Genomic DNA, 5,795 nt, shown 5'->3' on the forward strand with positions numbered 1-5,795 from the left:
TCGACAACGGCCCCGTTCGTGTTGTCCACGCTCGCGTTCGGCGTGAAGCTCCACGTCCCGTCCCCATTCACCGTCAGAGAGCCGTTCGCCGTCGTCACCGTCGACCCGGCATTGGCCGTCTGCGCCTGACCGTTGGCGTCGGTGTAGCCGAAGCTCGTCAGCGTCGCGCCGTCCGGGCCCTCGACGTCGTTCGCCATCACGTCGCCCGTGACGGCGGCGCCGCCTTCCTCGACCGTGACCGTCGCGTCGTCGACGGCCGTCGGGGTTCCGTCGGTGATCTGGAAGGTCGCGGTCGCGGTATCGACATCGACACCATTGGAGAGGGTATAGGTGATGCTCTCGCTCAACGCGCCATTCGAGTGATCTTCACTGGCGTCGGTGACATAGCTGTAGCTGCCATCCGAATTGACCGTCAACGTACCGTATTGCGTATCGACGGCCTGACCGACCGTGCCCGTCTGCTGCTGGCCGTTTTCATCGGTATAGGTGAAGGTCGTGACTTCGGCACCGTTCGATGTGTCGTTGTCGAGCAGATTGCCGGTAATACTCTCCCCGCCTTCCATGCGCGGAGCGGCACTGTCGTCGGCCGCGTTGATCGCGTTGGGAATGGGCGGACCGTCGAAGACGATGTCCTCCCAATCCTGAACGGTGAGACCGATCGCCTCGAAGGTCATCTCCGCGCCGCTGTCCGTCGCCGGATTGGAATTGTCGGCGATGAACTGCTGCAACGCCCGCAGGTCGGCGACGATCGCCGGATCCTGCAGATCGGCCTCGGTATAGCGCACGGTGAGCGTGTCGGTACCGACACCACCGTCATAACGCTCGCCATCGCCGCCCTGGCCGACCACGAAAATTCCGCTGTCGTCGCCATCGCCGCCATAGACCGTATCGATGCCCGCCCCACCATCGAGCGTATCGCTGCCGGTACCGCCATCGAGCGTGTCATCGCCCTGATTGCCGAATATCCGGTCGTCGCCGGCCCCGCCGAACAGGGTGTCGTCGTAATGGCCGGTGACGTTCCCGTCGCCATTGCCGTCACTACCGTCGCCCGCATTGTACTGCACGAGGTCGGGATTCCCGACCACATGCCCGTCGCCGAAGGCGATCGCCTCGATATTGTTCACCGTCAGCATATGCCCGGTATCGAGGTCGATGATCTGCGTGTTGATGTGGCCTTGGTTATTCGTGAAGTTCTGGAACTGATAGGCGTCCTCGCCTTTGCTCAGATACAGCACATCATCGCCCGAGCCGCCATCGATCGCCGTGTTGCCCTGGATATTCTGGCCAGGATTCACATGGTCGTTGCCACCGCCCATGTTGAGGTTGTTGCCCTGGCTGGTGTCGCCGTTGACGACCAGCGTGTCGTCGCCATCCCCCATCTGGAAGTTTTCGTTCATCCGCAGATCGCGATCGACGACATAGGTATCCGCGCCGCTGGTCCCCTGATGGTTCTGGGCGCTGCTGTCGACGAAGTCGTTGCCGTCGGTGGAGGGGCCGATACCGCCTTCGGAGCCGGAACCCGAGCCGGAGCCCTGACCCGCACCGCCGGAGAGGTCCGGCACGCCGTCGCCATAGATCACGTCATCGCCATCATCGCCATAGACGATGTCGCTACCCTGATCGCCGAAGATGGTGTCGTTGCCGGCGCCGCCATACAGCGTGTCGTCATAGCTGTTCTGGTCAGCCTCGCCGGTCCGTACGAGCGAGGCATCGCCGATGACGCTACCATCCTCGAACGCGATCGCCTCGATATTATTCACCGTCAGCGTTTGCCCGGTGTCGAGGTCGATGATCTGCGTGTTGATGTGGCCCTGGTTGTTCGTGAAGTTCTGGAACTGATAGGCGCTCTGAGCCTTGCCCAGATAGAGCACATCGTCGCCGGAACCGCCATCGACCGCGGTATTCCCGCCGATATCGCCCACGATCTTCACGTGGTCGTTGCCGTCGCCCATGTTCAGGTTGCTGCCCTGAAGGGTGTTGCCGTCAACCACCAGGACGTCGTCGCCGCCGCCCATGTGGAAATTCTCGTTCATGACGAGGTCGCGATTGACGACATAGGTTTCGTCGGCGCCGGTTCCATTGTGATTCATGCTGCCGTCGTCGACGAAGTCGTTCCCGCCGGTCACGAGCGGATCGCCCCCGCCGAGCCAATCGGTCTGCGGACCAATCGTCATCCCGTCGAAGGCATCGTCGAAGCTGAGTTCATCGTCGGCATTCGCACCGGTCGGCAGGTCGCCCACGCTATATTCGCCATCCAGGATGATGGTGAGCTCGCCTTCGCCCGGCCCATAGCCCGAAACACCGTTATTGCCGGCCTTCACCGTGGCACCGACCAGGGTCATGCCCTGATAGTTCTGCTCCACGAACTGATTCAGAGGCAGCAGATCCGGGTCCTGTATGCCGTCCTGACCGCTCGGGAAATCCTCGATCTTCACCTTCGTGAAGTTCCCGTTCCCATCGTCCAAGTAGAGAACGACATTCGAGAGGTCATGCGCGTAGCTCGGGAAGTGATCCGCGATACCGGCACCGCCTTCCGGCACGCCGTCGCCGTGGATCACATCGTCCCCGCCCTGGCCGAAGATCGTGTCGTCGCCGGCCCCGCCGGTGATCGTGTCGTCACCGTCCTCGGCACTGGTGACATCGACCGTGATCTGGGCCGTCACGACATTGGACAGATCGGTCGATCCGTCATCCGCGTCCGTATCCAGCGTCTGAGCCGAGACGGTCAGCGTGTAGTCGCCCGTGCCCTGCGGCGTCGTGATCTGCAGACCCGAAAGTTGATCCGGCTGCAGTTCCGCGGTGCCGTTGGTAATGGTGATCGTGTCGCCGGCCGCGTTGGTCAGCGTCGCGCCGCTCGGAATGTCGCTGAGCGTGATGGTCAGCGTCTCCGACCCGTCCGTGTCGGTCAGTGCCGACTGGATATCCAGATCCGCGACATTGGCGCCGTCGAACGTATCGCCATAGAGCAGATCGTCATCGCCATGGCCGTCGATCGTATCGTCGCCACCGCCGCCGTAGATCGTGTCGGAATCCGCTCCGCCGTCGATATCGTCGTCGGTGCCGGGGTCTCCGATCGAGACGGATTCCGAGTCCACCGTCAGGGTCGGATCGTCGGCGTCCACCGCCACCGCCACAGGCAGCGGATTGGTCTCGGTCGTTATGCTGCCGTCGAGCAGGTTCGTCACCGTCGTCGAGACGCTGAGGTCGAAATCGTCCCCGGAGTCCTGCGGCGGCAGGATCTTGAGGCCGCTCAACTGAGCCGGTGACAGCGTGACGCTGTTTCCGGATAGTTGAATCTCGTTCCCGCTGGTGTCGAACAGCTTGGCGCCCTGCGGGATGTCGGAGATCGTGACCGCCAGGGTCAGCACCGCCGTCGGGGTCGCCAGCGTCGCGTTCAGGTTGAGCGCGATCTGGTTGTCCTCGACACCTTCCGCCGGGCCGAGCGAAAGCTCGACATCCGTATTCGGCGGCGGCCCTTCGAAGCGGACATCCTCCCAATCCTGCACCGTGAGGCCGAGCGCGGAGAAGCTCTGTTCCGCCCCGCTGTCGGTATTGGGGTCGGCATTGTCGGCGATGAACTGCTGCAAGGCCAGCATATCGGCCGCGATCGCCGGATCGCTCAGGTCGGCCGCGCTGTACCGCACGACCAGGGTATCCGTCCCGGTGCCACCGTCATACCGCTCGCCGGCGCCCCCCTCACCGATGGTGAAGATGCCGGTATCCTCGCCGTCGCCCGCATGGACGTCGTCGATACCCGTGCCACCGTCGATCGTATCATTACCCGTGCCGCCGGAGAGAACGTCGTCCCCGCCGTCGCCATCGATGATATCGTCGCCTTCCTGGCCGAAGATCGTGTCATTGCCTTCGGCATCGCCCGGCGTGACATATTCGTAATCAATCGAGGTGATCCAGTAATCGGAGCTGTCGCCCTCGTTTCCGCCCTGACCGGACTGGTACGGCGTCGCGGTGAAGACGAGTTGGTCGAAGGTGACGCCGGGCGGCAGGTCGATCGAGATCGTGCCGATATTGCCGCCATTCGGGATCATGAAGTCGGATTCGCCGACAAGTTGGCCGTTGGAATAGGCCTGCCAGTGCCCCTGCTCGCCGCCCGCCCCTTCGGTCGCGTAGAGGTTGGAAACGCCGACCGTTGCACTGCTGACCGGGTTGTCGAAACCGACGATGAGCTGCTCCGACGTATCTTCCGTCGGATCATAGCCAAGTTGCCCGGCAACACCGCTCTCCGGCGTGCCCTTCACGCCGATGGCCGTGCCGTCGTTCGATCCGCCGACCGAGACATTGTCGGTCGTCGCATCCGACAGCGTGCCGTCATTATTGATGACCCGTGCCGTGACCGTGAAGCCGTTTTCGGTTGAGTCGTAATTGCCCGCCGTGATCTGCCCGGTCTGGACCGTGCCGTCGGCCTCACCACCGTCGCCGCGCAGGACGTCGTCGCCGGCATTGCCGAAGATCGTATCGTCCCCCGCCCCGCCGGATATGGTGTCGTTCCCGGCCTGCCCCGCATCGGAGATCGAGACGGAAATCGTATCCGTGAGCGTATCGGACGTATCCGTCGTGCCGTCGTCGAAGTCCGTATCGACGGTCCGGGCCGACACACCGATATCGAAATCGGCGGTATCGCTGTCGACCTCGAGCACGAGGTCGTCGAGTTGATCGGCCGTCAGCGTCGCGCTGCCGTTCGCGATCGCGATCGCCACACCGCCGGCCGTCAGGGTCGCCCCCGCCGGCAGGTTGGTCAACGTGACGGTCAGTTCTTCCGAACCGTCCTGGTCGACGAGCGCCGAGGAGATATCGAGGTCGATCGACACCCGTCCCTCGAACGTGTCGCCGTGCAACTCGTCGTCGCCGGCCATCCCGTCGATCGTATCGTCGCCGCCACCGCCATGGATCGTATCGCCGCCGGCGGTGCCGTCGATATCGTCATCCGTACCCGGGTCACCGACCACGTCGGCGGACTGATCGACCGTCAGGGTCGGATCGTCCGCCACTTCATGCACCACGACCGGCACCTGGGACGGCCCCGCGGTCGTGCTCTCGCCCGTGACGTCGTTCGTGGCGGTAGCGCTCACCTCGATGGCGAAGTCGTCGGCCGAATGCTCGCCCGCCTGGATCGTCAGGCCGGGAAGATCGGCGGCGGACAGCGTATAGCTGCTCGCCCCCGTCAGCACCTGCCCGCCGGCGGTCACCAAGGTCGCGTCGGTCGGCACATTCGACAAGGTGACCGAGATCGACACGTTCGAATTCGTGCTGGTCAACGTCGCCTCGATGTCGAGAGCGATCGGCTGGTCCTCATAACCCTCCGCCTGGGTGACGGTCAGTTCCACCTCGGGCGTCGTATCCTCGATGGTGAAGGCCTGCGTCGCCGTCGAACTATCGCCGTCACCGTCCGTCAGCGTGTAGGTGAAGGCATCCCCGACCGTCGCCGCACCATCATGGTCGATCGCCGTATCGGGCGTGAAGCTCCAATCGCCGTTCGACGCGACCGTCAGCGCGCCATATTGCGTCGTAACAGTCACCCCGTTCACCAGATCGACGGTCGCCGTCTGCGTCTGGCCGTTGCTATCGGTATAGGTGAAGGACGTGACCGTGGCGCCGTCCGGCCCCTCGCTGTCGTTCGCCATCACATTGCCCGTGACGGCATTGCCGCCTTCCTCGACCGACACCGTCGCGTCGTCGACGGCCGTCGGAACCCCGTCCGTGACCGTGATGTATTGCGTCGCGCTGTCCGTCGAGCCGTCGGCATCCGACACCGTGTAGGTGAAGTTGTCCGGCAGATC

The 5,795-nt window shown here is 63.7% G+C and carries 1 protein-coding gene; it reads right to left on the bottom strand.

Annotated elements, in window-relative coordinates; genetic code table 11:
* On the bottom strand, nucleotides 1-5,795 hold a 5,795-nt coding region (locus tag KAJ83_RS19130; RefSeq protein ID WP_246484919.1), incomplete at both ends, for an Ig-like domain-containing protein.

The organism is Marivibrio halodurans (genome assembly GCF_017963645.1).
Lineage (GTDB): Bacteria > Pseudomonadota > Alphaproteobacteria > UBA8366 > Aestuariispiraceae > Marivibrio > Marivibrio halodurans.